Origin of the sequence: Streptomyces solicamelliae (genome assembly GCF_045348655.1) — a bacterium.
Taxonomy (GTDB): domain Bacteria; phylum Actinomycetota; class Actinomycetes; order Streptomycetales; family Streptomycetaceae; genus Streptomyces; species Streptomyces solicamelliae.
The window spans coordinates 4,582,817-4,608,871 of record NZ_CP160404.1 but is presented as its reverse complement, the minus strand read 5'-3'; the positions used below and the strand labels follow the sequence as shown (position 1 = coordinate 4,608,871).

The following is a 26,055-nucleotide window of genomic DNA, read 5'->3' as shown; positions in this document are numbered from 1 at the left end:
CTCGCACGTACCTGTACGTGCTACGCGAAGCGCTGGTTCGGCGCGCCGGTGCACGTCTGGAGCCTGATCGGCTCCTTGGCCGCCGACTGCGTCAGGCACATGCCCGTCGCGGCCGCCGGGCGGATCGTGGCGCCGTTCTTCACGAACTTCTGGTTCGCGCCGCCGTGGCAGTTCCAGACGATCAGCGCCGTGCCCGCCGCGTTCGACGTGCTGGGCACGTCCACGCAGCGGTCCTGGGTGAGCCCGGTGTGGACGGTCTGCCGGGCGGAGTCGTACCACCAGGTCTGGTTGCGGCCGCCGTGGCAGTCCCAGCCGAGGACCCTGGTGCCGTTGGTGCTGGTGGCGGCGTCGACGTCCACGCAGTTGCCGGTCGCCTCGTTCTTCAGGGGCTTGTACGCGTCGTCCCAGGCCAGCGGGAAGAGGGTCGGCGTGCCCTTCGAGTTGACGTCCGCGCAGCTCGCCTCACGCAGCCCCGAGTCGTAGAGCTGGGTCAGGCAGGACGCGAAGGCGGCGTGGCCGCGGGCGTTGGGGTGGAAGGACTGCCGGACCGAGTTCTCGTCGGGCGTCCCGGGCTTGGAGAGGTCGATGTACAGACCGCGGGCCCAGGGGTCCTCCATGCAGACCTCGTGGCCGTGGAACAGCCGCGAGTTGTCGAGGTACGTCGCCCCGGTCGTCTGGGCGGCCTTCCGCATGCCCCGCTCGAAGGCGGGAACGGCGGTGTTGCGGCCCCAGACGGTGTCGGAGTCGTAGCCCATGCCGCCGCAGGCGAGCTTGCCGGGGAAGCTCGGGTTGTCGCGGAAGTCCGGGCCGATCGGGCTCGGGTAGCCCATGAGGACCAGCTTGTAGTCGCCGTCCGCGTACCCGGCGTCGCGCATCACGGTGCGCAGGTCGCGCGCGGTCTGCTCGACCTTGGGGACGAGGGCGTCGACGCGGGCCTGCCAGCCGGGGGCGTACTTGGGCTCGCAGGGGCCCTGGGAGAGCAGGAAGCGCTGGACGCAGTCGGTCATGACGGGGCCGAACTGCAGGTCGTCGTTGGCTCCGGCGACCAGCAGCACCATCTTGATCTTCGTGTTGCGGGCCTTGATGGCGAGGTTGTCGCTCTGGACCAGTTCGTCGGCGTACTGCTTCGAGCCGCCGATCTTGATGTTGCCGCTGTACGCGCCGGAGCAGGACACGTTGAACGTGAGGTCCGCGGGGATCCCGGTGCGGTGGACGGCGGCTTCGGGTGAGCGGTGGCACCAGTTGGTGGGGCCGTTGGTGGGCGCCTCGTAGGTGCCGACGCCCTCGCCGGAGATCTCGCTGTCGCCGAGCGAGATGAGGCCGGTCTTGCGCTGGGCGAGCGGCCGTTCCTCCGGGCTGCCGTAGATCTTGGTGGCCTCGGCCGCCCGGATCGCCTCCAGTTCGGGCGGGAGCGGAACGGATGCGGTGGTGCGGGGTGCGGTGTCGGCCGCGCCGGCGGGAGCCGCGGTCGTCATGCCTCCGAGGAATGCCGCGGTCGCGGCGCCGGCCGCGATCGCCCATCGGAGTCTGTACCTGGTGCGCCTCATCGCGCCTCCTGGTGAGTGGGGTTACCCACGGTTTTTACTGGCCGGTACGTGACATGGGAATACACGGAACAAGACAACTGCTCATCTTTTTGAGGAGGTTGACGATGATGAACGACACCGACGGGTACCGCATCGAGCACGACTCCATGGGAGAGGTACGGGTCCCCGCCCACGCCAAGTGGCGCGCCCAGACCCAGCGGGCCGTGGAGAACTTCCCGGTCTCCGGCCAGCGCCTGGAGCGCGCCCACATCGAGGCCCTGGCCCGGATCAAGGCCGCCGCGGCCAAGGTCAACGCCGAACTCGGGGTGATCGACCCCGAGGTGGCCGGCGCGATCCAGGGGGCCGCCGCCGAGGTCGCCGAGGGGCGCTGGGACGAGCACTTCCCGGTCGACGTCTTCCAGACCGGCTCCGGCACCTCGTCCAACATGAACACCAACGAGGTCCTCGCCACCCTGGCGACCGAGCGGCTCGGCAAGGACGTGCACCCCAACGACCACGTCAACGCCTCGCAGTCGTCCAACGACGTCTTCCCGTCGTCCATCCACATCGCGGCCACCGCCGCCGTCACCGCCGACCTGATCCCCGCCCTCGAACATCTGGCCGCCGCCCTGGGGCGGAAATCAGCCGAATTCGCGGACGTGGTGAAGTCCGGCCGCACCCATCTCATGGACGCCACTCCGGTCACCCTCGGCCAGGAGTTCGGCGGCTACGCGGCGCAGGTCAGGTACGGGGTCGAACGGCTGCGCGCCACACTGCCCCGGCTCGCCGAACTCCCCCTGGGCGGCACCGCCGTCGGCACCGGCATCAACACCCCGCCCGGCTTCTCCGCCGCCGTGATCGCCGAGATCGCCCGCACCACCGGACTGCCGCTCACCGAGGCCAGGGACCACTTCGAGGCGCAGGGCGCGCGGGACGGCCTGGTCGAGACCTCCGGCCAGCTCCGGACCATCGCGGTCGGCCTCACCAAGATCGCCAACGATCTGCGCTGGATGGCCTCCGGGCCGCGCACCGGACTCGCCGAGATCAACCTGCCCGACCTCCAGCCCGGCTCCTCGATCATGCCCGGCAAGGTCAACCCGGTGGTCCCGGAGGCGGTCCTGATGGTCGCCGCGCAGGTCACGGGCAACGACACCACCGTGGCGGTGGCCGGCGCGGCCGGGAACTTCGAGCTCAACGTGATGCTGCCGGTGATGGCCAAGAACCTGCTGGAATCCGTACGGCTTCTGGCCAACGCCGCCCGGCTGCTCGCCGACCGCACCGTCGACGGGATCACCGCGAACGCCGAGCGGGCCCGGGAGTACGCCGAGTCCTCGCCGTCCGTCGTCACGCCGCTGAACAAGTACATCGGCTACGAGGAGGCGGCGAAGGTCGCCAAGCGGTCGCTGGCGGAGCGGAAGACCATCCGCGAGGTCGTTCTGGAGTCCGGTTACGTGGACCGCGGCGACCTCACGGTCGAGCAGCTGGACGAGGCGCTGGACGTGCTGCGCATGACGCATCCGTGACCTTCGCCGCAGCGGCCGGAGCGCGGCGCACCTAAGATCTGCCCATGACAGCATCGGCAGCTTCGCAGGACACCGTGCACTGGGCGCCGGGGGACAGCATCCTCTGGCGCTACCGCGGCATCGGCTCCGACGACGTGCACATCTGCCGGCCGGTGACCGTCGTGGAGGACACCGACGAGCTGCTCGCCGTCTGGATGGCGCCCGGCACCGAGTGCGTCAAGCCGGTGCTCCTGGACGGCACCGCCGTCCACCTGGAGCCGCTCGCCACCCGCTACACCGCGCCGCGCACCACGGCGCGCGCCCACTGGAGCGGGGCGGGCGTGCTGAAGCTGGCGCGGCCGTCCGAGCCCTGGTCGGTCTGGTTGTTCTGGGACCAGGGCTGGCGCTTCCGCAGCTGGTACGTGAACCTCGAGCTGCCCCGGACCCGGTGGTCCGGCGGGGTCGACTCCGAGGACCACTTCCTGGACATCTCGGTGTACCCGGACCGCAGCTGGCTCTGGCGGGACGAGGACGAGTTCGCGCAGGCCCAGAGCTGCGGGCTGATGGACGCGGCGCTGGCCGGGCGGGTACGGGAGGCCGGCGCGGCGGCGGTGGAGCTGATCGGTGCGTGGGGGCCGCCGTTCTCGGACGGCTGGGAGCACTGGCGGCCGGATCCGGCCTGGACGGTTCCCGAACTGCCGGCCGACTGGGACCGCACCCCGGCGCACACGGCGCCGTGAGACCCTTGATGCGCCCCCCGGGGGCAAACGTAGGATCGTCCTCCGCAAGCCCGTGACGCATCGACAGCGCATCAACCAGTGAGAACTGCACAGGACCTGACCGTAAGTCATTGATGAGGGGGAGAGCCGTGCCGGACGTGTGCCCGGGTGGGCGTGCCCCCGCCGATGCCGTGGACGCATCGAGCTCCCGTCAGGGGTTTAGCCCCGGTGACGGCGCGGCATCGGCTGACAGAGCGATGGCATCGCACAACCGGCCCGGACGGACGGAATCCCACGCGTGACGGAGCATCCCACCTCCCACGAAGGCCGCCAGCCCCTGGCTGCCCGCCCTCAGGAACCCACCCGGCCGCGCCCCGACGGCGCGGCGGGCGGGCACGGCGCGGCGCCCGACGCCGCGCCGGCGCCGCACGCCTCCGATCCGGCCCGTCCCGCCGACGCGGCCCGCGCCGCCAAGCCGTCCCGCCGCCGCAAGCCCGCCCGCAAGCCCGGCACCGCCGCGTCCCTGCCTGCGCAGGCCGCCGCGCAGGACCGCAAGGACGCCGCGCGCCGCCGCGGCCCGGAGCGCGCCGCCGGTGCCTCGGTGCCCGCGCAGACCGCCGACGCCCATGCCCGTACGGACGCGGGCGGCGCGGCCGGCGGCGACGGGCCCGCCCGGCCCGGCGGCAACGGACCCGCCGGGGAGCCCGGGCGGCGCGAGGGTGACCGGCTGCGGTTCGTGGGGGCCGCCACGCGCCGGGTCGCCCGCGGTCTGGACCTCGACGAGATCGTGCTCGGGTTGTGCCGGGCCACCGTGCCGACGTTCTCGGACGCGATCCTGGTCTATCTGCGTGACCCGCTGCCGGTCGGCGACGAGCGGCCGGTCGCGCCGTTCGTGCTGCGGCTGCGCCGTACCGACCGGCTGCGTTTAACCGACGTCGACGGCGAGGACCCGGTGCTGGTCCCCGACCCCGATCCCACCCCGGCCGCCGAACTGTGCGAGGTCCGGGCCGGCGGCGCGCTCGCGGAGGTGCTGCGCGGCGTCCGCCCGGTGTTCGGCGACTCCGCGGCCGCCCGGGCCGCGCTGCCCGAACTGCTCGGCCCCGACCACCCGGTGCCGCCCGGCCACCGCGCGATCCTCGCTCCGCTGCGCGGCCGCCGCCGGGTCATCGGCGCGGCGGTGTTCCTGCGCCGTACGGAGCGGCCCGCGTTCGAGCCGAACGATCTGCTGGTCGCCGCCCAGCTGGCCACGCACACCGCGCTCGGCATCGACAAGGCCGTGCTGTACGGCCGCGAGGCGTACATCGCGGACGAGCTGCAGCGCACCATGCTGCCGGACTCGCTGCCCCAGCCGACCGGCGTCCGGCTGGCCTCGCGCTATCTGCCGGCCGCCGAGACCGCGCGGGTCGGCGGTGACTGGTACGACGCGATCCCGCTGCCCGGCAGCCGGGTCGCGCTGGTCGTCGGCGACGTCATGGGCCACTCCATGACGTCCGCCGCGATCATGGGCCAGCTGCGCACCACCGCGCAGACCCTCGCCGGGCTCGACCTGCCGCCGCAGGAGGTGCTGCACCACCTCGACGAGCAGGCCCAGCGGCTCGGCCAGGACCGCATGGCGACCTGCATGTACGCGGTGTACGACCCGGTCTCGCACCGCATCACGATCGCCAACGCCGGTCATCCGCCGCCGATACTGCTCCACCTCGGCGGCCGCGCCGAGGTGCTGCGTGTCCCGCCGGGCGCGCCGATCGGCGTGGGCGGTGTGGACTTCGAGGCGGTCGAGCTGGACGCCCCCGCCGGGGCGACCCTGCTGCTGTACACCGACGGCCTGGTGGAGTCGCGGCTGCGCGACGTGTGGACCGGCATCGAGCAGCTGCGCGAACGGCTCGCCGCGACCGCGCAGTTGACCGGCCCGGACCACTCGCCGCCGCTGGAGGCGCTCTGCGACGACGTGCTCGACATGCTCGGTCCGGGTGACCGGGACGACGACATCGCGCTGCTCGCGGCCCGGTTCGACGGGATCGCGCCGAGCGACGTGGCGTACTGGTTCCTGGAACCGGAGGACGCCGCCCCGGGGCGGGCCCGGCGGCTGGCCCGGCGGGCACTGGCCCGCTGGGACCTGGAGGACCTGACGGACTCCGTGGAGCTGCTGGTCAGCGAGGTCGTCACCAACGCGGTGCGGTACGCGGAGCGGCCGGTGACGCTGCGGCTGCTGCGGACGGACGTGCTGCGCTGCGAGGTCGGCGACGACTCGCCGCAGCTGCCGCGGCAGCGCCGGGCGCGGGAGACCGACGAGGGCGGCCGCGGGCTGTTCCTGGTGAACCGGCTGGCACGACGCTGGGGCGCGACGCGGCTGTCGGGCGGCAAGGTGGTCTGGTTCGAGCTGCCGACGCGCTGAACACGCGAGAAGGGCCGCGGCCCGGACCCCCGGCGAGGGGTCCGGGCCGCGGCCCTTCTCTGTGCGTGCGCCGCTACTGGAGCGCCTGCGTGCCGTCCTCGATCCCCGGGTCCGGCGGGGTCGTCGGATCGGTCGGCTTGCCGGGCCGGGTCCACGTCGGCAGCGGGTCCGGGCCCTGCGTCGCGGTCTCCGTCGGCGTCGGGTCAGGGTCCCGGGTCGGCGACCAGGTCGGCGTCGGATCCTGGGTCGGCGTCCGGGTCGGCGTCGGGTCCGGGCTCTCGGAGGTCTCGCTCGCGCTCGGGACGGGCTCGACGATCTCGGACTCGTCGATCTCCAGGTCGAACCGCTCGTCGGAGCCGCCGCCGAGGGCCTTGGTGGTGTACGCGCCCCAGATCATCGCCGGGGTGCGACCGCCGTTTGCGCGGCCCGGGTTGATGGTGTCGGTGAGCGTGACCTGGCCGGTGCCGTCGGCCTTCTCGCCGAACAGGCCCACCGCGGTGACCAGTTCGGGGGTGTAGCCGACGAACCAGGCGGAGCGGTTGTTCTCGGAGGTGCCGGTCTTGCCGGCGGCGTCGTAGTCGCCCGCGGCGCGGAAGCCGGAGCCGGACTTCACCACGCCGGTCATCGCCTTGGTGACGGTGTCGGCGGTCTCGCGGCTGACGACCTGGCTGCCGATGGCGCGCACCGGGTCGGCGGTGCGGTCCTTGTGCGTGGCCTTCTTGACGATGGTCGGGGTGACCTTCTTGCCGTGGTTGTCGAGCGTGGCGTAGACGCCGGCCATGTCCCAGGTGGAGGCGCCCATGGTGCCGAGCGACATCGCGGGGGTCTCGCCGAAGTCCTTGCCGTCCTTCATGCCGAGGTCGAGCGCGGTCTTCTTCACGTTGCCCACGCCGACGTCCACGATCATCTGGGCGTAGACGGAGTTGATGGACTTGTTGGTGGCCGTCTGCACGGTGACCATGCCGTGGCTGCGGTTGTCCTCGTTCTCCGGGGCGAAGGGCGCGTCGCTGCCCTCGACGGGGCGCTTGCTGGTGCCGTCGTAGACGGTGCCGAGGCCGATCCTGCGGCCGTCCTGGGTCTCGGCGTCGTTCTCCAGGGCGGAGGCGAACACGATCGGCTTGAAGGTCGAGGCGGGCTGGTAGTCGCGGCGGGTGGCGTTGGACATCCAGTGCTGGGTGGCGCCGACGCCGCCGTACAGGGCGACGACCTCGCCGGTCTTCGGGTTGACGGAGGTCGCGCCGGCCTGGACGACCGCCTGGTCCTCGTCCTTGCGGTCGATCTTGTCCTCAAGCTGCTGGTCGACGGCCTTGACCAGTGCCTTCTGCTTCTTCTCGTCGATGTTGAGGGTGATCGTCCAGCCGCCCGCCTTCAGGTCCGTCTCGTTGACGCCCTGGCGGATCAGCTCGGCGTTCGCGGCCTCGACGATGTAGCCGGTCTGGCCCTCCATGCCGGGGGCCGGCTTGGGGTCCTTGGGGACCGGGAACGTCAGCCCGGCGCGCTCGGAGGAGGAGAGCCAGCCCTCCTCGACCATGTTGTCGAGGGTGTAGTTCCAGCGCTCCTGGACCAGGCGGCGGCCCTTGTCGTTGGCGGCGGTCCAGTCGTACTGGCTGGGCGCCTGGAGCACCGAGGCGAGGTACGCGCCCTGGGCGACGGTCAGCTTGGAGGCGTCGACGCGGTAGTACGCCTGGGCGGCGGCCTGGATGCCGTACGCGTTGCGGCCGTAGTAGCTGGTGTTGATGTACCCGGCGAGGATCTCGTCCTTGGTCAGGCGCTGGTCGACCTTGACGGCGATGACCAGTTCCTTGAGCTTGCGCGTCGCGGTCTGGCTCTGGTCCAGGTAGTAGTTCTTGACGTACTGCTGGGTGATCGTCGAACCGCCCTGCTTGCCCTTGCCGGTGAGGGTGTTCCACGCGGCGCGGACGGTGCCCTTGATGTCGACGCCGTTGTCCTTGTAGAAGGTCTTGTTCTCGGCGGCGACGAAGGTGTTGCGGACCTTCTCCGGGATCTGGTCGAGACCGATGATCTCCCGGTTCATCTTGCCCGTCCGGGCGAGCACCTTGCCGTTGCTGTACTTGTACACGTTGCTCTGCATCGTCGCCTCGGCGTTGGCGTTCGCCGGGACGGGGACGAGCAGGTAGGCCGCGTACAGGGCGCCCATGCCCAGCAGGCAGGCCACGAGGAACGTGCCAAGGAGCTTGCGCCAGGTGAACAGACGGCGTATGCCCATCGCTTCGTCGCTCCGCTCGTGGTCGTGATCGAGGTCGTGGTCGGGTGAGGTCTGGTCCGGGGATCAGCTGAAGAAGCTAACACCGCCGCCTATGACAAAGCGCAATCGATCCGGTCTTTTCCGGACGTGAGAATCAGCACCCACTCCTGTGGGAACCGACGCGTGAAAGCGCCGAAGGGTTGCGTCCGAGCGGGCATTCATCACCCGTTCGGGCCTCTCACCACGGCTATACACCGCAGGTATACACCCTGTGTAGAGTGGGATCATGTCCATCGGTCACACCCTTCTCGGGCTCCTCGAATCCGGCCCCCGGCACGGCTACGACCTGAAGCGCGCCTTCGACGAGAGATTCGGCCACGACCGGCCGCTGCACTACGGGCAGGTCTACTCGACCATGTCCCGGCTCCTGAAGAACGGGCTCGTCGAGGTCGACGCGATCGAGTCCGGCGAGGGCCCGGAGCGCAAGCGGTACGCGATCACCGAGGCCGGGATCACCGACGTGGAGCGCTGGCTGACCCAGCCGGAGAAGCCCGAGCCCTACCTGCAGTCCGTCCTCTACACCAAGGTCGTGCTCGCTCTGCTCACCGGGCGCGGCGCCGCCGAGCTCCTCGACGCGCAGCGCGCCGAGCATCTGCGGCTGATGCGCGAGCTCACCCGCCGCAAGCGGCAGGGCGACCTCGCCGACCAGCTGATCTGCGACCACGCCCTGTTCCACCTCGAAGCCGACCTGCGCTGGCTGGAACTCACCGCCGCCCGGCTCGACCGACTCGCCGAGGAGATCCGCGCATGACCGGCGCCCTGCTCACCGCCGAACGGCTCGACAAGACCTACGGGCCCACCCCGGCCCTGTCCGGGGCGTCCCTGACGATCCGGGCCGGCGAGGTCGTCGCCGTCATGGGCCCCTCCGGCTCCGGCAAGTCCACGCTGCTGCACTGCCTCGCCGGGATCGTCCGCCCCGACGCCGGGACGATCACCTACGACGGCCGGGAGCTGACCGCGCTGTCCGACGGCGCGCGCAGCGCCCTGCGGCGTACCGACTTCGGCTTCGTGTTCCAGTTCGGGCAGCTGGTGCCCGAGCTGACCTGCGTGGAGAACGTGGCCCTGCCGCTGCGGCTCGCCGGCGAGCGGCGCAGGAGCGCCGAGGCCCGGGCCGCCGAGTGGCTGGCCCGGCTCGAGGTCGACGACGTCGCGGGCAAGCGGCCCGGCGAGATCTCCGGCGGCCAGGGCCAGCGGGTCGCCGTCGCCCGGTCCCTGGTCACCGCCCCGCGGGTGCTGTTCGCCGACGAGCCGACCGGCGCGCTCGACTCGCTGAACGGCGAGAAGGTGATGGGGCTGCTCACCGACGCCGCCCGGGACACCGGCGCCGCCGTCGTGCTCGTCACCCACGAGGCCCGGGTGGCCGCCTACTCCGACCGGGAGATCGTCGTCCGCGACGGGCGCGTGCGGGACACGGCGGTCGTCGCGTGAACCTCCGCACCTGGACCCGCGACCTGGCCCTCGGCGCGCGGTTCGCCGTGACCGGCGGGCGCGGCGCCCTGCTCCGTACGGCGCTCACCGCGCTCGGCGTCGGGCTCGGCGTCGCGCTGCTGCTCCTCGCGGCGTCGATCCCGCACATGTCGTTCCAGCGCGAGCTGCGCGAGGCACAGCGGGCGCCCGCCGCGAGCGAGCAGCTGGAGACCTCCCCCGGCCCGGACACCTTTCTGCACGTCGGGCACAGCACGACCTTCCGGGGCGAAGGGATCACCGGCCTGGTCCTGCGGCCCGAGGGCCCGGACGCCCCACTGCCTCCGGGCGCCTCGCGGATACCCGGGCCGGGCGAGATGCTGGTCTCCCCCGCGCTGCGCGAGCTGCTCGACTCCCCCGCGGGCGCGCTGCTGCGCGACCGCTTCCCGTACAAGGTGGTCGGCACCGTCGGCGACGCCGGGCTCATCGGGCCGGCCGAGCTGCGCTACCTCGCCGGCAGCGACACCCTCACCACCGAGAACTACGACGGCCGCGGGCGGGAGTACGGCTGGTCGGAGCCCGAGGAACCGCTCAACGCCTTCCTGCTGCTGCTCGTCGTCATCGCGAGTGTGGTGCTGCTGCTCCCGGTGCTCGTCTTCGTCGCGACCGCCGTCCGCTTCGGCGGCGAGCAGCGGGACCGGCGGCTCGCCGCGCTGCGGCTGGTCGGCGCGGACATCCCCACGACCCGCCGGATCGCGGCCGGGGAGGCGCTCGCCGGGTCGCTGCTCGGCCTGGTCACGGGCGTCGGGATCTTCCTGCTCGGCCGGCGGTTCGTGGGCCTGTTCACGGTCTGGGACGTCAACGCCTTCGCGTCCGACGTGGTCCCGGTGCCGTGGCTGGCGGCGCTGACGCTCACCGTCGTGCCCGTCGCGGCCGTCGCGGTGGCGCTGTTCGCGCTGCGCGGGGTGGCGATCGAGCCGCTGGGCGTCGTACGGAACACCGTGCCGCGGCCGCGGCGGGTGTGGTGGCGGCTGCTGCTCGTCGGCGCGGGGCTCGCGCTGCTCGCGCCCGTGGTGGGCGGCGGTATCACGATCGAGGACGCGTCGATCGACACCGTCGCCATCACGGCGGGTGCGACGCTGCTGCTCGTGGGGCTGACCACGCTGCTGCCGTGGCTGGTCGAGGCCGCGGTCAAGCGGCTGCACGGCGGGCCGGTGGCCTGGCAACTGGCCGTCCGCAGGCTCCAGATGAGCAGCGGCGCGGCCGCCCGCGCGGTGAGCGGGATCGTGGTCGCGGCGGCCGGGGCGATCGCGCTGCAGATGCTGTTCGGGGCCATGCAGCACGACTTCATGCAGCCCACGAACATGGACACGGCGCGGGCGCAGATGGAGACCCGGCTGGACGCCCGGGACGGCGACGAGGCCCGCGAGCTGATCGCGGGGTTCTCCCGGACGAAGGGCGTCACCGGGGTCATCGGCACGATCGAGTCCCACGCCTGGCGGCCCGGACCGCCGAAGAAGGGCGAGGACTTCGGTCCGATCACCGCGCTGACCGTCGGCGACTGCCGCTCGCTCGCCGAGTTCGCGAAGCTCCCGTCCTGCACGGACGGCGATGTGTTCGTCGCGCTGTCCCACGGGGCGCAGGGCGGGCCGGACGACGCCTGGGTCCGCGAGACCGCGCGGCCCGGTGCGCAGGTCGCCCTGCGGGACCCGCTGCTGAAGGACGGCGGGCCCGCGCCGCTGTGGCGGATCCCGGCCGGGGCGCGCACGGTCGACGCGCGGCTGGACCCGATGGGGCAGATCGCGTTCGGGATCCTCGCGACCCCGGCGGCGATCGACGCGACCCGCCTGGACAGCCCCGAGGCGCACGCGATGCTGCAGATCGACCCCGCGGAGCCGGACGCCGCCGAGCACGTACGGAACACGGCCGCGTCGGTCGAACCGCTGGCCCGGGTCACGACCCTGCAGAACGTCGAACGCGACGCCCAGTTCACCTCCGTCCGCACCGGCATCCTCGCCGGGGCGACCGCGACGATGCTGCTGGTGGCGGCGTCGCTGCTGGTCACCACGCTGGAGCAACTGCGGGACCGCAAGCGGCTGCTGTCCGCGCTGGTCGCCTTCGGCACCCGGCGGACCACCCTGAGCTGGTCGGTTCTCTGGCAGACGGCGGTGCCGATCCTGCTCGGCCTGGCCCTCGCGGTGACCGGCGGCCTCGGCCTGGGCGCGGTGCTGCTGGCGACGATCGGCAAGACGATCGAGGACTGGACGGTCCTCCTCCCGGTCACCGGCATCGGCCTCGCCCTGATCGCCGGCGTCACCCTGCTGAGCATGCCCCTGCTGTGGCGCCTGATGCGCGCGGACGGGCTGCGGACGGAGTAGGAGCGGCGGCCCCTACGCGGCGCCGCCGGCCCCGTCGGACCCGTCGGACACCCGCACCGGGAGCCGGCGCATCGACCCCCGGAGCGCGTCCGCCAGTTGCTCGAACTCGGACTGGCGGGCCGCTCCCGTGCGCATCGCGAGGGCGATCCGGCGGGAGGGGGCCGGGGCGGCGAAGTCGCCGGTGAGGAGGGCCGAGTTGCGGGCCGTCTCGACCTTCACCGCGGTGCGCGGGAGCAGCGTCACGCCGAGGCCGCCGGCGACCAGCTGGACCAGCGTCGACAGGCCCGCCGCGGTCGTGGTGACCGCCGCCCCCTCCGTACGGCCCGCCTCCCGGCAGATGTCCAGGGCCTGGTCGCGCAGGCAGTGCCCCTCGTCGAGCAGCAGCAGGTCCAGCTCCTTCAGGACCTCCCGCGGCAGGTCCGCCCGCCCGACCAGCGGATGCTCCCGGGGCGCGACCAGGACGAAGTCCTCGTCGAAGAGCGGGAGTTCGGTCACCCCCGGGACCCCGAGCGGCACCGCGAGCAGCAGCAGGTCGAGCCGGCCCGCGGCCAGCCCCTCCAGGAGCGAGGAGGTCTGCTCCTCGTGGACCTGGAGGTCCAGCTCCGGGTACCGGGTGTGGACCAGGCGCAGCACGGTCGGCAGCAGGTACGGCGCGACCGTCGGGATCACCCCGAGCCGCAGCGCCCCGGTGAACGGTGCCTGCGCCGCCTCCGCCTCCTCCAGCAGCTCGCCCACCGCGTCGAGCACCGCCCCGGCCCGTACCGCGAGCCGCTCGCCGGCGGGCGAGAGCAGCACCTTGCGCGTCGTACGCTCGAGGAGCTGCACACCGAGCGCCTCCTCGAGCGCCGACACCGCGCCCGAGAGCGCCGGCTGACTCATCCCGATGGCCGCCGCGGCGTCCCGGAAGTGGAGATGCTCCGCGACCGCCGCGAAGGCTCTGAGCTGGGAAAGGCTGGGCTGCTTCACCCGACGCGCCGGAATCACTGATAACCACCTTCGATCAACCCGACGCAGTCTAGCTATTTCACTGATCAATGCGGGCCGTGTCAGGATGTGAGACGTCCAACCCCTCACGGAAGCCCCCAAAAGGGACCCTTCCACCCTGCAAGGAGAGCGCGTGCTCACTGTCGGTGACAAGTTCCCCACCTACGACCTGACCGCCTGCGTGTCGCTGGAGAGCGGCAAGGAGTTCGCGCAGATCGACCACAAGACCTACGAGGGCAAGTGGCGCGTGGTGTTCTTCTGGCCGAAGGACTTCACCTTCGTCTGCCCGACCGAGATCGCCGCCTTCGGCAAGCTGAACGACGAGTTCGCGGACCGCGACGCCCAGATCCTCGGCGTCTCCGGCGACTCCGAGTTCGTCCACCACGCCTGGCGCAAGGACCACGCCGACCTGCGTGACCTGCCCTTCCCGATGCTGGCCGACTCCAAGCACGAGCTGATGCGCGACTGCGGCGTCCAGGGCGAGGACGGCTTCGCGCAGCGCGCCGTGTTCATCGTGGACCCGAACAACGAGATCCAGTTCACCATGGTGACCGCCGGCTCCGTCGGCCGTAACCCCAAGGAGGTCCTGCGGGTCCTGGACGCCCTGCAGACCGACGAGCTGTGCCCCTGCAACTGGAACAAGGGCGAGGACACCCTCGACGCCGGCAAGCTCCTGGCCGGTGAGTGAGCATGGCCCTCGATGAGCTGAAGTCCGCCCTCCCGGACTACGCCAAGGACCTGAAGCTGAACCTCGGTTCGGTCATCGGCAACAACGACGCGCTCACGCAGCAGCAGCTGTGGGGCACCGTCCTCTCCTGCGCGATCGCCTCGCGCTCGCCGAAGGTCCTCGCGGAGCTGGAGCCGGAGGCCCGGGGCAACCTCAAGCCCGAGGCGTACCAGGCCGCCAAGTCCGCCGCCGCGATCATGGCGATGAACAACGTCTTCTACCGGACCCGGCACCTGCTGTCGGACCCGGAGTACGGGACGCTGCGCGCCGGTCTGCGGATGAACGTCATCGGCAACCCGGGCGTGGAGAAGGTCGACTTCGAGCTCTGGTCCCTGGCCGTCTCCGCGATCAACGGCTGCGGCCAGTGCCTGGACTCGCACGAGCAGGTGCTCCGCAAGGCCGGTGTGGACCGCGAGACGATCCAGGAGGCGTTCAAGATCGCCTCGGTGATCCAGGCCGTCGGCACGGTCCTGGACGCGGAAGCGGTCATCGCCGAGTAGCAGGCGCCGTACGCACGGAAGGGCCCCGGGGACACCTCGTCCCCGGGGCCCTTCCGCCGTGTGCCCGGCGGCTCACTTCTTCAGCGCCGCCATCAGCGCGGCCATGTCCTGGGCCATCACCTGGTCGATGCCGGAGAGGTCGATCTCCTTGGTCTTCTGGACGGGCTCCCCCTGGTCCTCCATCCAGCTCGCCTGCGAGTCGAACGAGAGCTCCAGCTCCACCTGGCCGTCGAGGACCCGCAGTCGGGCACCGCGGTTGCCGTCGACCGAGACGTACGCCTTCTCGCCCAGGCCCTCGAACGGCTCCATCTCGTACGGCTTCGCGTGTGCCTCGAACTCGGGGCCCGGGTCGGTGACCAGGTGACGGGTGTACTCGATCATGCCGCTGTAGCCCGTCTCCGGCGAACCGAAGGTCATGGTGCAGATCGTCCACTCCAGCGCCGGGTCCTTCTCGACGGACGGGGTCGCGTCCCAGGACGCCTTCCCCAGCACGCCGGCGAGGCCCTCCAGCTTCGCCTTGCCGCACACGTCCGTCGCGCTCCTGTAGCCCCGCATGTCCGGGCCCGGGTCCGGACGGGACTCGTACGCGTACAGGCCGCCCGCCCACAGCGCCGAGGCGACCAGCGCGCCGCCCAACGCCCAGCCCCAGGGTCGGCGCTGCCGGGGGCCGGGCGGGGCCGGCTCCTCGGAGCGCAGGCGCTCCGGCTCGGGATAGTGCGTCCCGCCCACCAGTTCCGGCTCCGAGATCATGCGTCGTCCCCTCCCCCGGTCCGCTCCGCCGAGCCCGGCGCGGACGTCGGCGCGATCGCGTACGCGGTCGCGCCGTGCGGCTCCGGCGCGGCGCGCAGCGCCTGTTCGTGACTGTACGCGCGCAGGTAGCCGACCACTGTATTGGTGACCGCGACCAGCGGCACCGCGACCACCGCGCCGCCGATGCCGGCGATGAGACCACCGGCGGCGACCGCGAGGACGACGGCCAGCGGGTGGACCCGTACCGCGCGGCCGAGGATGAACGGCTGCAGCACATGGCCCTCGATCTGCTGCACCGCAAGGACGACCACGAGCACCATCAGGGCGGTGAACACCCCGTTGGTGACCAGCGCGACGACCACGGCCAGCGCGCCCGACACCACCGCACCCACGAGCGGGATGAACGAGAACAGGAAGATGAACACGGCCAGCGGCACGGCCAGCGGCACGCCGAGGAAGTAGATCCCGACGCCGATGAACACGGCGTCGATGAGCGCGACGAGGACCGTGCCGCGCACGTACGCGGTGAGGGTGCGCCAGGCCCTCGGCCCCGCCCCGGCGACCCCGGGCCGTGCCTGCGCCGGCACCAGCTTCAGCGTCCACTGCCACACCCTCCGGCCGTCGTACAGCAGGAAGAGCGTGCAGAACATCGCGAGCAGTATCCCGGTCAGCGACTCGACGACCACGGTGACGCCCTGGAGTCCGGCGGAGGTGATCTGCTCGGTGTTCGCGCCGATGTAGTCGCTCAGGTTCTGGGCGATGTCGTTGATCTGCTGCTCGGTCACATGGAAGGGGCTGTCGAGCAGCCAGCGCTTGAGCTCCTCGATGCCGTCCCGGACGCGGTCGGAGACGTTGTCGATGTTGTCCATGACCTGCCAGACCACGAACCACCCCACCAGGCCCATGATCACGAACCCGGCGACGGCGGTGACCGCGGTGGCCACGCCGTGCGGCAGCCCCAGCCGGCGCAGCCGGGTCACGGTGGGCTGGAGCAGGGCGGTGATCAGCAGCCCGGCGACGAAGGCGAGGACCACCAGCTGGATCGCGCTGATCACCCGCATCAGCACCCACAACGTGCCCGCGAGGACGAGGAGTCGCCAGCCGGCCTCGGCGGCGACCCGCATCCCCCACGGGATCGCGGCGGACGGGTCGGGCCGCGCCGCGACGGCGGGCGCGTACGCGGGCGGCGGCGGGATCGCGCCGCCGGCGGCGGGGGCCCCGGCCGCTCCGGCCGCCTCGCCCTTCGACGCGGGGGTCTTCGGTTCCGTACCGCCGTCGTCGCCGCCGGTCGAGCCGCCGGGTTCCGCGGGCGGGTACGGCGGCGCGAGCGGATCGTCGCCTTCCGCCGCCGCCCTGCGGGCGTCCAGGCGCTCGCCCATGCGCTGCAGCGCGGCGCCCACTCCGTTGAGCCAGCCCGGCAGTCTCGACATCCTCTTCCCTCTTCCCCCGCCACTCCCCTCGGGAGTCCGCTCGTCACCGGACCCCGAACCTACACGCAGGCAGCCCCTCACCGAAGGACGGTGAGGGGCTGCGCGAGGTTGAGCTCCGGACCGGGTCGCCGGTCCGTCGGGCGCGACCTAGTACCAGTGGTTGGCCTGCCAGAAGGACCAGGCGCCGCACGGGCTGTCGTAGCGGCTCTCCATGTAGTTGAGGCCCCACTTGATCTGGGTGGCGGGGTTGGTCCGCCAGTCGGCGCCGGCCGAGACCATCTTCGAGCCCGGCAGCGCCTGCATGAGGCCGTACGCGCCCGAGGACGGGTTGGTGGCCTTGTAGTTCCAGCCGGACTCGTGGTCCACGATGTTGCTGAAGCACTGGAACTGGTCCGCCGGGATCATCTGGCGGGCCATCGCCTTGACCTCGGAGATGGAGTACGAGCTCTGCGCGGAGAAGCTCGACGCGTCGCGCACCGCGGCGCGGTTGGCGCGCAGCTCGGCGTCCTTGCGGTCCTGCTCCGCCTTGTCGGCCGCCTTCTTCTTGGCCTCGGCGTCCTTGGCCGCCTGGAGACGGGCGGACTCCTCAGCGGCCTTGCGCGCGGTCGAGTCGGCCGCGGCGGCCTGGGCGTCCGCCTGCTGCGACAGCGACGACACCTGAACCTGTGCCTGCTCGCCGACGGGGATGTCGGCAAGCAGCGTGGTGTCGGCCGCGGTGGCCTCGAAGTTGTCGTCCGCGGCAGCCTGGGTGTTGCCCGAGGCTACGCCGACGACGGCGCCGACGGTGGTGACCGCAGTGGCCGAAGCCACCGCGAATCCCCGGACCGAGATCCGGCTCACACGGTTTCCTTCCAGCATCCCCCGCAACGGTGACCACGCGGGCGAAATCGTGCCCCTGGCGCTGGTCTTCATCGTGCTGGTCACAAAAGACACGGGCCCGTGGTGCTGTGGGCGGCATACGGCTGCAAGTCTGGAGTTGTGTGGTGCGGTGCACCCCTGAGGGTGCACGTGTGCCGTATGCGGGGCCTGACGGAAGCAAGACTCTGCCGGAAGCCGATGCCGCAAGGCAATTCCCGGTTACGTGGGAAAGCTCACACCTCTGCAGTCACAGGAGTTTTGACGAAACGCCCACGACGCGCGACGCCGCCCGGCTAAGCTCCTTCGCTTCGCCGGGCGGCGTCAACTCCCTTTCGGGACATAGGGGCATATGCCCCTCAGGCGTCTCTCAGATGTGGCCGTCCTCCAGCATCTCGGTCACCAGGGCGGCGATCTGCGAACGCTCCGAGCGCGTGAGCGTGACGTGCGCGAAGAGCGGATGCCCCTTCAGCTTCTCGACCACGGCGACGACTCCGTCGTACCGGCCGACGCGCAGATTGTCCCGTTGTGCCACGTCGTGCGTGAGAACAACCCGGGAATTCGCCCCGATCCGGGACAACACGGTCAGCAGGACGTTCCGTTCGAGAGACTGCGCCTCGTCGACGATCACGAACGCGTCGTGCAGCGAGCGGCCCCGGATGTGCGTGAGCGGCAGGACCTCCAGCATCCCGCGCCCCAGCACTTCCTCGATCACGTCCCGGCTGGTCACCGCCGAGAGCGTGTCGAACACCGCCTGCGCCCAGGGGCTCATCTTCTCGGCCTCGGTGCCCGGCAGATAGCCGAGCTCCTGCCCGCCCACCGCGAACAGCGGCCGGAAGACCATCACCTTCTGGTGCTGGCGCCGTTCGAGCACCGCCTCCAGACCGGCGCAGAGCGCCAGCGCCGACTTGCCGGTGCCGGCCCGGCCGCCCATCGACAGGATGCCGACGTCCGGATCGAGCAGCAGGTCCAGCGCGATGCGCTGCTCCGCGCTGCGGCCCCGGATGCCGAACGCCTCCCGGTCCCCGCGCACCAGCCGGACGTTGCCCTGGGCCGTGACCCGGCCGAGGGCCTTGCCGCGCTCCGACTGGAGCACCAGACCGGTGTGCACGGGCAGCTCGGCGGCCTCCGGGACGTACAGCGACTCCTGGTCGTAGAGGAGGTCCACCTGGTCCGCGGAGAGTGCCAGTTCGGACATTCCGGTCCAGCCGGAGTCCGTGATGGCGAGCTCAGCGCGGTACTCCTCGGCGAGCAGGCCCACCGACGAGGCCTTGATGCGCAGCGGAAGGTCCTTGGAGACGACCGTGACGTCGTACCCCTCGGCCTGGAGGTTGCGCGCGACCGCCAGGATCCGTGAGTCGTTGTCCCCCAACCGGTAGCCGGCCGGGAGCACGCCGGGATCGGAATGGTTCAGCTCGACCCGCAGCGTCCCGCCGAGATCCCCGATCGGCAGCGGGGCGTCGAGGCGTCCGTGCCGGACCCGGAGATCGTCCAGCAGGCGCAGGGCCTGCCGGGCGAAGTAGCCGAGCTCGGGATGGTGCCGCTTGGCCTCCAGTTCGGTGACCACGACGATCGGGAGCACGACCTCGTGCTCGTCGAACCGGGCCAACGCCTTGGGGTCGGCCAGCAGGACGCTGGTGTCGAGAACGTAGGTGCGCCGGTCGGGCATGCGGCGCTTTGTGCTGGTCACCACGGAAGGACAGACCCCCCTTTATAGGGACGCATGATCGCGGGTGGTTGGGGCCGGGCTCTGGCCACGATGCGCGGGCCGAGCTCCGGCCCTCCGCGTCGTCCGTGCACGTCCGGCACGGTCGTCGTCCTGGTGCAAGGGGCCTCCCGGGTGAGCGGGCTCCGTGCCGCTCACTCTGGAAGTGGTATTCCCTCGAACTACCTTGGCCATGCCATGGCATATGACGGCGCGTTCATGAACGGGGGGTGTCCCGGGTGGTGCTCCGTCAGGTGCCGTAGCGCCGGTGCCGGGCCGCGCTGTTCCTTCCCGGGGGACGCCCCCCGGACCCCCAGCAGACCCCGGGGCGCCCCGCCCCGCCCTGCACCTGTCCTGCCCTGCCCTGCCCTGCCCTGCCCTCAGGTGCCGTAGCGCCGGTGCCGGGCCGCGTAGTCGCGCAGCGCGCGCAGGAAGTCGACCTTGCGGAAGGCCGGCCAGTGGACCTCGCAGAAGTAGTACTCGGAATGGGCGCTCTGCCACAGCATGAAGCCGGACAGCCGCTGCTCGCCGCTGGTGCGGATCACCAAGTCCGGGTCGGGCTGGCCGCGGGTGTAGAGGTGCTCCGCGATGTGGTCGATGTCGAGGATCTCGGCCAGCTCCTCGAAGCTGGTGCCCTTCCCCGCGTGCTCCAGGAGCAGCGAGCGGACCGCGTCCGCGATCTCCTGGCGGCCGCCGTAGCCGACCGCGACGTTGACGAGTATCCCCGTGTGGTCGTGCGTGGCCTGCTCGGCCTCCTTCAGCACGGCCTGGGTGCGGGCAGGCAGCAGGTCCATGTTGCCCACGTGGTGCACCCGCCAGCGGCCGTCCGCCGCGAGCGCGCGCACCGCGTTCTCGATGATCCCGAGCAGCGGGACCAACTGCTCCTCGGGACGGTTCAGGTTGTCGGTGGACAGCATCCAGAGCGTGACGACCTCGACGTCCGTCTCGGCGCACCAGCCGAGCAGCTCCTGGATCTTGTCCGCGCCGGCCTTGTGGCCCTGCTCGGGGGTCCCGCCGGAGGCCTTGGCCCAGCGCCGGTTGCCGTCGAGGATGACACCGATGTGCTTCGGCACCTGGGCGTGATCGAGTCGGCCTTCCACCCGGCGCGCATAGAGCCTGTACACCAGGTCGCGCAGGTTCACTGTTCCTTACCCCTCCATGGCTGCGGCGGCCCCCGAAGCCGCCACACTACTGCGGACGGGTAACGGGCTCCCAGCCCGGTGCTGTCACAAGGCCGTGATAAGGAGGGATACGTGACTGATTCCCTCCCCTACCGCGCCGCCGCGGACCGCTACGACCACATGGAATACCGCCGCAGCGGGCGCAGCGGCCTCAAGCTGCCCGCCGTCTCGCTGGGCCTGTGGCACAACTTCGGCGACGACCGCACCCTCGACTCGCAGCGGGCGATCCTGCGCCGCGCCTTCGACCTGGGCGTCACCCACTTCGACCTGGCGAACAACTACGGGCCCCCGCCCGGCTCGGCCGAGCTGAACTTCGGCAAGCTCTTCGCGCAGGACTTCGCGCCGTACCGGGACGAGCTGATCGTCTCGACCAAGGCCGGTTACCTGATGCACCCGGGCCCCTACGGCGAGTGGGGCTCCCGCAAGTACCTGATGTCGTCCCTCGACGCCTCGCTGCAGCGGATGGGCCTCGACTACGTCGACATCTTCTACTCGCACCGCTTCGACCCGCACACCCCGCTGGAGGAGACCATGGGGGCGCTCGCCTCCGCGGTCCAGCAGGGCAAGGCGCTGTACGTCGGCGTCTCCTCGTACAACAGCGAGCAGACCGCCGAGGCGGCGCGGATCCTGAACGAGATGGGCGTGCGGCCGCTGATCCACCAGCCCTCGTACTCCATGATCAACCGCTGGACGGAGGAGGACGGCCTGCTCGACACGCTGGAGGCGGCCGGCATGGGCTGCATCTCCTTCGTGCCGCTGGCCCAGGGCCTGCTCACCAACAAGTACCTGAAGGGCATCCCCGAGGGCTCCCGGGCCACCCAGGGCAAGTCCCTGGACCCGGACCTGCTCTCCGACGAGGTGCTGCGCCGGCTGCGCGGCCTCGCCGACATCGCCGAGCGGCGCGGCCAGTCGCTGGCGCAGCTGGCGCTGTCATGGGTGCTGCGGGACGAGCGGATGACGTCGGCGCTGATCGGCGCGTCGAGCGTGGCGCAGCTGGAGGAGAACGTGGCGGCGCTGGCGGCGGCGCCGCTGACGGAGGAGGAGCTGAAGGAGATCGACTCCTTCGCCGTCGACACGGCGGGCACGAACATCTGGGCCGGCCGGGGGTAGCCCGGCCCCGGCGGCGACAGAGGGGCGGTGCGTACGTGGGGTACGCACCGCCCCTCCGGCGTGTGCCGGGCCGGCTTCGGGCCGGGGTCAGGTCACTTGCTCGCCTTCACGGCGTGGTTCACCGCGCCGGGGCTCTGCTGCCCGCCCAGGAACCGGGCGGCGTTGTTCGTGCCGTCGGGGTTCGGCTGCAGCAGGATCCACCGGCCCCGGGGGTAGTCCGGGTCCAACGGGTCGTCGGTGACCGTGCTGCAGTCGAGCGTGTTGCCCGAGCCGGGAACCGTCACGCACCGGAACTCCCACACCTCGCCCTCGAGGGTGAGCGTCTCGACCGAGATCTGGTTGGCCTGCTCCGCGATGGACACCGAGCACGCGCCGTCCGGGGCGCCGGCGAGCGGGTGCCAGATGAAGTCCGTGACGTCTGCCTGCAGATCCCGGATGCCGGCGAACACGGCGCCGTCGACGAGCACGCCCTTGACCTCACGGCTGGCTTCGAGCCGGTGGGCGTCGATGTCGTTGCACACGGCCGGGCCGGTGTCGCCCTGGGGACCTTCCGGACCCTGAGGCCCTGCCGGGCCTGCGGGACCTGCCGGGCCCGCGGGCCCCTGCTGCCCGTCTTCACCCGCCGGCCCCTGGGGTCCTGCCGGTCCCGCCGGTCCCGCCGGGCCTGCCGGGCCTGCCGGGCCTGCCGGGCCTGCGGGACCTTCGGGGCCCGGGGGTCCGGGCGGGCCCGGCTTCCCTTCCTTGCACTTGTCCTTGTCCTTGTCCTTGTCGACGCCGCCGGACCGCAGGTACTGCGGCATGCTCTCCGCGACGGCGCGCAGCTCGCGGTCCACCAGCTCCCCGATCCCGTCCGGACCGCGGAGCCCCGCGGGTCCGCCCTCGGGGGGCGCCGGGTGGTGATCCTTGCAGTCGCCCCCGTTCGCGGGTTCCGCCGCGATCATGTCCGGGGACGGTGCCGGGGGCGGGGCGACGGCGACCGCCGGGGCGGCGATGCCCGCGATCGCGAGGGTGAGCGAGGCGACGGCCCCGCCGGCGGACCAGGAACGGCGTCGGGCGAGCGGTCCCAGAGGGGACCGGGTCCTGAGATCAGGACGCATGCGTATGCTCCTTCGATTACCGGATCGAACGATGATCTGGAAACCTGTTCGGGCCTCCTCGGGGGTTATCGGATCGCGACTGCAACGCCTTGAGGTCACGACGGAACCATCAACTCCCTGGCCTACGGGCCCTTCCGAATGGGCGCGTACGCGGGAGCGAACCCCGGACCGGCCTCGGCGTGCCGCATTCGGGTGGCCGGGGCCCGTTCATAAGGGCACCCGCCACCAGGCCCTCCGGACCGGTCCGCTGGGAGTGGGTTGCCATGAAGCCGTCTGTCTGCCTGTGCATGATCGTCAAGAACGAGTCCCGCGTGATCGAACGCTGCCTCGCCTCGGTCCGCGACCTCGTGGACACCTGGGTCATCTCCGACACCGGGTCCACGGACGGACCCCAGAAGCTGATCCGCGAGGCGCTCGACGGCATCCCCTTCTGCCTCGCCCAGACCCATGCGCGACCTGGGCCGTACGGACGAGGCCGTCGAGCTCTACGAGCGCCGGGCCGCAATGGGCGGCTGGGACGAGGAGGTCGCCTACGCGCTGCTCCAGGCGGGGATCCTCACCGCGGACGCCGGCGACTGGCCGGCGGCCGCGGAGCTGCTCACCCGCGCCTGGGAGGCGCGCCCGGGCGCCTCGAAGCCTGCTACGAACTGGCGTCCCGGCTGCGGAAGATGAAGCGTCACCATGTCGCGCACGCGATCGTCTCCGCCGCCGTCGACCGCGGGCAGCCGGACGACATCCTGTTCGTCCAGCCGTGGGTGTACCGCTGGGGGCTGCTGTTCGAGTACTCGATCACCGCGTACCGGGTCGGCGACCACGCGGCCGCGCTCTCCGCGTGCGACCGGCTCCTGGCCGTGCCCGCGGCGTACCGGCGGCAGACGCGGACCAACCGTGAGTTCGCCGTCCGGCGGCTCGCCCCGGTCCCCGAGCCGAGCCGGTGAGCGGCCCCGGGAAAGAAAACGGGCCGGTCCGTGGGGGGGGATACGGACCGGCCCGAGGGGGGGTTTCCACCATAACCCTTCATTAGTCGTGGTGCGTGCCACGTGACTCCGACGGAGTGCCGCGGAACCGCCGGAGGCCAGGCGGGACACGGGTTCTGGGGCCCGGTGGCGGGTTTACGCCCGGGCGTGGCGGCGGGTTCCGTCCCTCCCAAGGGGGACCCCCGGGACCGGGCACCCGGTTGACGCGGCAAGGAGGACGGAACCTGTCCTCCTTCACACCTACGGTCGGGTCATGACCTCCACCGCGCACATCACCTGGGCCCGGGCCGACGCCCGGCGCATCCACCGCCAGCATCTCGACGAGCCGGCGGACGCCGCCCCTGCGGCGGTGGCCGCGGCGATGCTCGGGGTGCATGCGCAGATCCTGTCGGCGGCAGAGCTGTCGCTCGCGCTGCGTACGGCGTCGGCGACCCGGGCCGACGTGCGGGCGGCCCTGTGGGAGGAACGCTCCCTGGTGAAGACGCACGGCCCGCGCGGCACGGTGCACCTGCTGGCGGCGGAGGACCTGCCGCTGTGGACCGGCGCGCTGTCCGCCCTGCCGGCCGGGCGGGGCGGACAGCCCGAAGGCGTCCGGCTGAGCGAGGCGCAGACGGACGAGATCGTGGCGGCGATCGGGGACGCGCTGACGGGCGCGGAGCTCACGACGGACGAACTGACCGAGGCGATCGTGGCGCGCACCGGGCCGTGGGCGGGCGAGCGCGTGATGGAGGCCTTCCAGGACAAGTGGCCGCGCTGGCGGCAGGCGACGATGACGGCCGCGCACCGCGGGGTGCTGTGCTACGGGGCGAACCGGGGCCGCAGGGTCACGTACACGAACCCCGGGGTGCGGCCGCTGGCCGGCCCGGAGGCGTTGGCGGCCCTGCTGGACCGCTACCTGTCCGCGTACGGCCCGGCGACCCCGCAGCACTTCGCCACCTGGCTGGCGGCCCCGGCCGGCTGGGCGAAGGACCTGTTCGCCGGGGCGGCGGAGGCGGGACGGATCGAGGAGCTCGTCTTCGAGGACGGCCCGGCGTGGGTGGTCGCGGGCGACACGGAGTTCCCGGCGGAGCCAGCGCGCGGGGTGCGGCTGCTCCCGTACTTCGACTCCTTCGCCGTCACCTCCCAGCCCCGGGCCCGTCTCTTCCCCGGCGCCACCTCCACCCGGGCCCTGGCCGGCGGTCAGGCGGGCAACTATCCCGTGCTCCTCGTCGACGGCGAGGTCGCCGGCGTCTGGCACCAACGCCGCAGGGGAGGCCGGGTGACGGTGACGGTGGAGCCGCTGAAGCCCCTGGACCCCGGCCGCCTCCACGAACTGGAGCGGCAGGCGGCCCGGGTGGGCGAGGTGCTGGAGAGCCGGGCGGAGCTGGTGGTGGGACGGGTGGAGGTGGGCCCGCACGCGTAGCGGCGCGGCGGGCCACCGCTGTCGGGCGATCGGGGGCTGGTCATGGGCCGTGCGGGGGACGGCGCGGCGGGGTGCCGGGCAGCGGTGCCTGACGGATCGCCATGTTCGTCGTGGCACCGCACGCCCCGCGCCGACCTGCCGTATCAGGAGAGAACCTCATGCCCCGACTCCCCCGTCTCGCCGCCACCGCCTCCGCCGCGCTCGCCCTCGCCGTCCTCGGTTCCGGCCCGGCCGCCGCCCACGAGCCGACCGTGTCGAACCCGCGGATCGTCGCGCACTTCGACCTCGCCGCCGGCCAGACCCCCGAGAACATCGCCCTCGCCCCCGACGGCTCCGCCGTCCTGACCTTCGCCCTGGCCCGCCAGGTCGTCCGCGTGGACCGGCAGGGCACGACCACGGTGCTCGCCCAGCTCCCCGCCGTGGCGAACCCCCAGACCCCCGTCATCGGCGCGGCCGCCACCATGGGCGTGGTCCGCGCGAAGGACGGCACCCTGTACGTCAACTACGCCACCGGCACCGCCGCCGAGAACGGCGTCTGGCGCATCCGCCCCGACGGCGGCGCCCCCGAACGGATCGCCGCGCTGCCGCCGGGCGGCTTCCCCAACGGACTCGCCCTCGACGAGAAGTGCGGCGCCCTCTACGCGGCCGACTCCGTCCTCGGCACCGTCTGGCGCGTCCCACTGGACGGCGGCGCGCCCACCGCCTGGGCCACCGGAACCGCCCTCCAGCCGCTGCCCGCACCGAACGGCCTCGTCGGCGCGAACGGGATCAAGGTCCACAACGGCGCCGTCTGGGTGTCCAACACCGACCGGCAGACCCTCCTGCGCATCCCCGTCCGCCACGACGGGACCGCCGGCCCCGCCGAGACCCGGGCCACCGGGATCGCCTGGATCGACGACTTCGCCTTCACCGGCCACGGCGACCACGTCCTCGCGGCGCTCATCATGAGCAACGAGCTGGCCCTCGTCCGCCCCGACGGCACGCACAAGATCCTGCTCACCGCCCAGGACGGGCTGTCCAACCCCACCTCCGCCGCCGTGCACAAGGGCACCCTGTACGTCCCCAGCGCGGCCTTCTTCACCCAGACCGACCCGAATCTGCTGCTCGCCGACCTCGAGAAGAACGGGAAGAACGCGAAGAAGTAGCG

At 72.1% G+C, this 26,055-nt stretch carries 22 protein-coding genes; 13 read left to right on the top strand and 9 right to left on the bottom strand.

What is annotated here, in order from left to right; all coding sequences use genetic code 11:
* Positions 1 to 20 precede the first annotated feature (20 nt).
* Positions 21 to 1,547, bottom strand: coding sequence for a ricin-type beta-trefoil lectin domain protein (locus ABZO31_RS21580; RefSeq protein ID WP_406862890.1), 1,527 nt, complete (start codon positions 1,545 to 1,547; stop codon positions 21 to 23).
* A 107-nt stretch (positions 1,548 to 1,654) separates the two neighbouring features.
* Here ABZO31_RS21580 and ABZO31_RS21575 point away from each other — a divergent pair, with 107 nt between their 5' ends.
* The 3 genes from ABZO31_RS21575 (at position 1,655) to ABZO31_RS21565 (ending at position 6,142) form a co-directional block, all read left to right on the top strand.
* Positions 1,655 to 3,049 carry a class II fumarate hydratase gene (locus ABZO31_RS21575; RefSeq protein WP_406865428.1) on the top strand — a complete coding sequence of 465 codons (1,395 nt, stop codon included), beginning with the start codon at positions 1,655 to 1,657 and terminating at the stop codon, positions 3,047 to 3,049.
* A gap of 44 nt (positions 3,050 to 3,093) precedes the next feature.
* The gene (locus tag ABZO31_RS21570) at positions 3,094 to 3,768 is read left to right on the top strand and encodes a DUF402 domain-containing protein (RefSeq protein ID WP_406862889.1); all 675 of its coding nucleotides are present in this window, start codon (positions 3,094 to 3,096) and stop codon (positions 3,766 to 3,768) included.
* A gap of 277 nt (positions 3,769 to 4,045) precedes the next feature.
* Positions 4,046 to 6,142, top strand: coding sequence for a SpoIIE family protein phosphatase (locus ABZO31_RS21565; protein ID WP_406862888.1), 2,097 nt, complete (start codon positions 4,046 to 4,048; stop codon positions 6,140 to 6,142).
* A gap of 73 nt (positions 6,143 to 6,215) precedes the next feature.
* Here the strand turns inward: ABZO31_RS21565 and ABZO31_RS21560 are convergent, their stop codons facing one another.
* The gene (locus tag ABZO31_RS21560; RefSeq protein WP_406862886.1) at positions 6,216 to 8,369 is read right to left on the bottom strand and encodes a transglycosylase domain-containing protein; all 2,154 of its coding nucleotides are present in this window, start codon (positions 8,367 to 8,369) and stop codon (positions 6,216 to 6,218) included.
* 265 nt (positions 8,370 to 8,634) lie between these two features.
* Between ABZO31_RS21560 and ABZO31_RS21555 the strand changes: the two genes are divergently transcribed.
* The 3 genes from ABZO31_RS21555 to ABZO31_RS21545 are packed head-to-tail and all read left to right on the top strand — an operon-like array spanning position 8,635 to position 12,190.
* On the top strand, positions 8,635 to 9,159 hold the full coding sequence (locus ABZO31_RS21555; RefSeq protein WP_406862885.1) for a PadR family transcriptional regulator: 525 nt from the start codon (positions 8,635 to 8,637) through the stop codon (positions 9,157 to 9,159).
* Positions 9,156 to 9,836, top strand: a complete 681-nt coding sequence (locus ABZO31_RS21550) for an ABC transporter ATP-binding protein (protein WP_406862883.1) — start codon at positions 9,156 to 9,158, stop codon at positions 9,834 to 9,836. The genes ABZO31_RS21555 and ABZO31_RS21550 overlap by 4 nt, the downstream gene beginning before the upstream one ends.
* Positions 9,833 to 12,190 carry an FtsX-like permease family protein gene (locus ABZO31_RS21545; RefSeq protein WP_406862881.1) on the top strand — a complete coding sequence of 786 codons (2,358 nt, stop codon included), beginning with the start codon at positions 9,833 to 9,835 and terminating at the stop codon, positions 12,188 to 12,190. The genes ABZO31_RS21550 and ABZO31_RS21545 overlap by 4 nt, the downstream gene beginning before the upstream one ends.
* A gap of 12 nt (positions 12,191 to 12,202) precedes the next feature.
* Here the strand turns inward: ABZO31_RS21545 and ABZO31_RS21540 are convergent, their stop codons facing one another.
* Positions 12,203 to 13,174: a hydrogen peroxide-inducible genes activator gene (locus ABZO31_RS21540; RefSeq protein ID WP_406862879.1), complete on the bottom strand. Its 972-nt coding sequence runs from the start codon at positions 13,172 to 13,174 to the stop codon at positions 12,203 to 12,205.
* 133 nt (positions 13,175 to 13,307) lie between these two features.
* Here ABZO31_RS21540 and ABZO31_RS21535 point away from each other — a divergent pair, with 133 nt between their 5' ends.
* Both ABZO31_RS21535 and ABZO31_RS21530 read left to right on the top strand, forming a co-directional pair.
* A complete protein-coding gene (locus ABZO31_RS21535) occupies positions 13,308 to 13,862 on the top strand; it encodes a peroxiredoxin (RefSeq protein ID WP_406862877.1) in 555 nt (184 codons plus the stop codon).
* A gap of 2 nt (positions 13,863 to 13,864) precedes the next feature.
* Positions 13,865 to 14,401, top strand: coding sequence for an alkyl hydroperoxide reductase (locus ABZO31_RS21530; RefSeq protein ID WP_406862876.1), 537 nt, complete (start codon positions 13,865 to 13,867; stop codon positions 14,399 to 14,401).
* 72 nt (positions 14,402 to 14,473) lie between these two features.
* On the opposite strand, the gene ABZO31_RS21525 is transcribed toward ABZO31_RS21530, so the two are convergent.
* The 5 genes from ABZO31_RS21525 to ABZO31_RS21505 all read right to left on the bottom strand — a co-directional run bounded on the left by ABZO31_RS21525 (position 14,474) and on the right by ABZO31_RS21505 (position 20,283).
* Positions 14,474 to 15,151, bottom strand: coding sequence for a hypothetical protein (locus ABZO31_RS21525; RefSeq protein WP_406862874.1), 678 nt, complete (start codon positions 15,149 to 15,151; stop codon positions 14,474 to 14,476).
* A complete protein-coding gene (locus tag ABZO31_RS21520; protein ID WP_406862873.1) occupies positions 15,148 to 16,581 on the bottom strand; it encodes an AI-2E family transporter in 1,434 nt (477 codons plus the stop codon). The genes ABZO31_RS21525 and ABZO31_RS21520 overlap by 4 nt, the downstream gene beginning before the upstream one ends.
* A 147-nt stretch (positions 16,582 to 16,728) precedes the next feature.
* Positions 16,729 to 17,421 (bottom strand): transglycosylase SLT domain-containing protein, encoded by a 693-nt coding sequence (locus ABZO31_RS21515; RefSeq protein ID WP_406862871.1) that lies wholly within the window; start codon positions 17,419 to 17,421, stop codon positions 16,729 to 16,731.
* A 385-nt stretch (positions 17,422 to 17,806) separates the two neighbouring features.
* Positions 17,807 to 19,129, bottom strand: coding sequence for a PhoH family protein (locus tag ABZO31_RS21510; protein WP_406862870.1), 1,323 nt, complete (start codon positions 19,127 to 19,129; stop codon positions 17,807 to 17,809).
* Positions 19,130 to 19,521: 392 nt separating this feature from the next.
* Positions 19,522 to 20,283 carry an isoprenyl transferase gene (locus ABZO31_RS21505; RefSeq protein WP_406862868.1) on the bottom strand — a complete coding sequence of 254 codons (762 nt, stop codon included), beginning with the start codon at positions 20,281 to 20,283 and terminating at the stop codon, positions 19,522 to 19,524.
* A gap of 111 nt (positions 20,284 to 20,394) precedes the next feature.
* Here ABZO31_RS21505 and mgrA point away from each other — a divergent pair, with 111 nt between their 5' ends.
* Positions 20,395 to 21,432 carry an L-glyceraldehyde 3-phosphate reductase gene (mgrA, locus tag ABZO31_RS21500; protein WP_406862866.1) on the top strand — a complete coding sequence of 346 codons (1,038 nt, stop codon included), beginning with the start codon at positions 20,395 to 20,397 and terminating at the stop codon, positions 21,430 to 21,432.
* Positions 21,433 to 21,524: 92 nt separating this feature from the next.
* Here mgrA and ABZO31_RS21495 read toward each other — a convergent pair whose 3' ends face one another.
* Positions 21,525 to 22,529: a hypothetical protein gene (locus tag ABZO31_RS21495; protein WP_406862865.1), complete on the bottom strand. Its 1,005-nt coding sequence runs from the start codon at positions 22,527 to 22,529 to the stop codon at positions 21,525 to 21,527.
* Between the two features lie 447 nt (positions 22,530 to 22,976).
* Between ABZO31_RS21495 and ABZO31_RS21490 the strand changes: the two genes are divergently transcribed.
* The 4 genes from ABZO31_RS21490 (at position 22,977) to ABZO31_RS21475 (ending at position 26,053) form a co-directional block, all read left to right on the top strand.
* Positions 22,977 to 23,201, top strand: a complete 225-nt coding sequence (locus ABZO31_RS21490) for a hypothetical protein (protein ID WP_406862863.1) — start codon at positions 22,977 to 22,979, stop codon at positions 23,199 to 23,201.
* Positions 23,198 to 23,467 (top strand): hypothetical protein, encoded by a 270-nt coding sequence (locus tag ABZO31_RS21485; protein WP_406862862.1) that lies wholly within the window; start codon positions 23,198 to 23,200, stop codon positions 23,465 to 23,467. Before ABZO31_RS21490 ends, ABZO31_RS21485 begins: the two co-directional genes overlap by 4 nt.
* Positions 23,468 to 23,759: 292 nt before the next feature.
* Complete coding sequence (locus ABZO31_RS21480) at positions 23,760 to 24,908, top strand: winged helix DNA-binding domain-containing protein (protein ID WP_406862861.1); 1,149 nt, start codon at positions 23,760 to 23,762, stop codon at positions 24,906 to 24,908.
* Positions 24,909 to 25,066: 158 nt separating this feature from the next.
* Positions 25,067 to 26,053 carry an SMP-30/gluconolactonase/LRE family protein gene (locus ABZO31_RS21475; protein WP_406862860.1) on the top strand — a complete coding sequence of 329 codons (987 nt, stop codon included), beginning with the start codon at positions 25,067 to 25,069 and terminating at the stop codon, positions 26,051 to 26,053.
* Positions 26,054 to 26,055 lie beyond the last annotated feature (2 nt).